This window comes from Bradyrhizobium sp., assembly GCF_019242285.1.
GTDB lineage: Bacteria > Pseudomonadota > Alphaproteobacteria > Rhizobiales > Xanthobacteraceae > Bradyrhizobium.
Map to the genome: position 1 here is coordinate 1 of NZ_JAFAVV010000048.1, position 2,864 is coordinate 2,864.

A 2,864-nucleotide genomic window follows, 5' to 3' on the forward strand; every position below is an offset into this window, starting at 1 on the left:
GGGGAATATACGGCACATCGACGAAGACTTCCTGCTGGAGTTGCGCCGCGATCTTCTGTTGCGATGCCTGGTCCGGCGCGGTGAACCAGCTGCTGCGCAGCTCCTCGATCTTTTGATCGTTCGGCCAGCCAAACCACGCGTTCTCGCCATTGGCGCGCAGTGAAAGATGCCCGGCAGGATTGAGCATGTCGGAACCCGCCCAGGCGGTGAAGAAGACGTTCCACCCGCCCTGATCCGCAGGCTTGCGGCTGGCGCGGCGTTGCACGACCGTGCCCCAATCGGTGGCGACATAGTCCACATTGATTCCGGCCTTCTGCAGCATGTCCACGCCAATGTCGGACATCGCCTTGAGCACGGGAAAATCAGTTGCCGCAAGCAGCACCACCTTCTCGCCGGCGTAACCCGCGGCCTTTAGCGCCTCCTTGACCTTGCCCATTTCGCGCGGCCCGTTGAGCACCTGCATGCCTGCGTCATTGGCCATCGGCGTGCCGGGCGTGAACACACCGACGCCGGTGCGCCACATCGATTTGTCGTCACCCGCGACCGCCGTCATGAAGTCCGCCTGATTGACGGCGCCGATCAGCGCCTGACGAATTTTTTCATTGTTGAAAGGGGGCACCAGATGGTTCATGCGCATGATGGCGATTTGTCCGGTTGGATCCTGCACCACCACCTTCAGCTTCTTGTCCTGGCGCAACAGCGGCAGCAGGTCCGAAAGCGCATAGTCCCACCAATCCTGCTCCCCTGATTGCAGGCTGGCCGCCGCGGTGGCGGGGTCCGGTGTCGTGGTCCAGACAACGCGCTCGACATGCACCACCTTCGGTCCCGCCGTCCAATCCGTTTTGCCGGAGCTGATCGGGATGTAATCGTTGAATTTCGTGTATACGGCCCGCGCGCCGGGGACGCGCTCATCTGTCTTGAATCGAAATGGACCGCTGCCGATCATTTCCGTGACTTGCGTGCCCGGATCGGTCTTGGCGAGCCGCTCCGGCATCATCGCAGGCATGTATGTGCTGGATTTGCCGAGCGCTGCCGGCAGCAAGGGAAAAGCAGACTTCAAACGGAAGCGGATCGTCTTGTCGTCCGGCGCTGAAAGCTCATCGGTTGCCGCGAGCAGGGCCTGGCCGAACGCGTCCTTCGCTCCCCAGCGCCGGATGCTGGCGACGCAATCGCGAGCAAGAACCTTCTCGCCGTCATGCCATTTGAGGCCCTCCCGCAACGTGAGCTTCCATTCCTTGTTGTCGTTTTCGGTGGTGTGGCCGTCCACCATCTGCCCCGATGGCTGGTAGTTGCCGTCGGTGCCATAGAGGGTGTCGAACACCATGAAGCCGTGATTGCGCGTCACATAGGCCGTGGTCCAATGAGGATCGAGAACGACAAGATCGGCCTGCGGAATGAATTTGAGCTCGGCGCCCGCGCTTTGCGCGCGGCCGACACCGGGAAATGCGAGGTTCGCGGCTGAAGCGGCGAGGAAGGTTCGTCGTTTCATTCTTATCCTCCGGTCGGCGGGATCATACTCGCGGCAGGCGAAGTGAAGCCACTGGGATACAACGTTGGAGACCCTCCGGGTTGGCTGACATCACGGTTTGTCTTCCAACAGACGATCGATTTCGGCCTTCAACTGTGCCTGTTGGTACGGCTTTGACAAGCGGGGCAAGAAGGCTCGCTGCGCCGCCGGCAAATCCGCGTATCCCGTGACGAGGAGAGCGGGCATCGTCGGATGCTTGCGGCGCACGAGCTTCACGAGTTCCAGCCCCGTCATGCCGGGCATGGCCTGGTCCGTCATCATCATGTCGACGGGGGGACCTGTCTCCAGAATCTCCAGCGCCTGTTTTGCTGAGTTCGCCTCGAGCACGGTGTGTCCCAGATCCTCGAGCATGTCGAACGTGCTCATCGCGATGAGAGGATCGTCCTCGACGACGAGAATGGTCGCTTTCCGGCCCTCCCGGTTTTCCGAAACGTCGGGTCTTTGAACGGAGGTTCTTGTCGTCGCAATCGGCAGCCACAAAGTCGCTGTCGTGCCTCTTCCGACCTTACTTGAAAGCTCGAGCTTTCCGCCGAGCTGCACCGCAAGTCCATGGACCGTTGACAAGCCGAGCCCCGTTCCCTTGCCGGGTGGTTTGGTTGAGAAGAAAGGTTCGATCGCCTTTCTGAGCGTCGCTGTATCCATGCCCGAGCCGGTGTCCGTAACCTCGACCCGCAAATACGACTTGCCGCACAGCCCGGCCTTGGCTCCGTCTTCTTCCTTCGCGACGCTGATTCTGATCTCGCCTCCCTTAGGCATGGCATCACGCGCGTTGATCACCAGATTGAGAATGGCAAGCTCAATTTGATTGGCGTCCACTTGCGCGGGGGGAAGGTTGGTCGGCGCTTCAATCATCAATGAGATGTGCGGGCCGAGCGTCCGTTCGAGCAGCTCCTGGATGCCGACCAGGAGGGTCGCCATGTCGGCGGAGGTGGTCTTCAATTCTTGCTGTCTGGAAAAGGCCAGCATTCGTTGGGTCAGTGATGCGCCGCGACGCGCTCCTTGCATGGCCCCATCCAGAAGCCGCTGAAGGCGCGCGTCATTCGGCAATTTCTTGTGTAGAAGCTCGAGATTACCGGTGATCGCCATCAAGAGATTATTGAAGTCGTGGGCCACACCTCCGGTGAGCTGGCCGACGACTTCCATCTTTTGCGATTGCAGAAGCTGCTCCTGCGCCTTTTCGCGGGCGGCGACTTCGGCGAGCAATTCCGCCGTGCGTTCTGCGACGCGCTCCTCGAGGGTGCGCGTCAATTCGGAAAGAGCCAGGCGTTCGGCCTCGAGTTCGCGCAGTAACCGTTCGCGCTCCAACTCCGCCGTCTTGCGAGGCGTGATGTCGGAC

The 2,864-nt window shown here is 60.9% G+C and carries 2 protein-coding genes; both read right to left on the reverse strand.

Going from position 1 to position 2,864, the window contains the following annotated elements:
- Window positions 1–1,489, reverse strand: a 1,489-nt coding sequence (locus JOY90_RS02100; protein WP_291689515.1) for an ABC transporter substrate-binding protein, incomplete at its 3' end; no start/stop codon positions are given.
- Between the two features lie 90 nt (window positions 1,490–1,579).
- Window positions 1,580–2,864, reverse strand: a 1,285-nt coding sequence (locus tag JOY90_RS02105) for an ATP-binding protein (RefSeq protein WP_291689516.1), incomplete at its 5' end; no start/stop codon positions are given.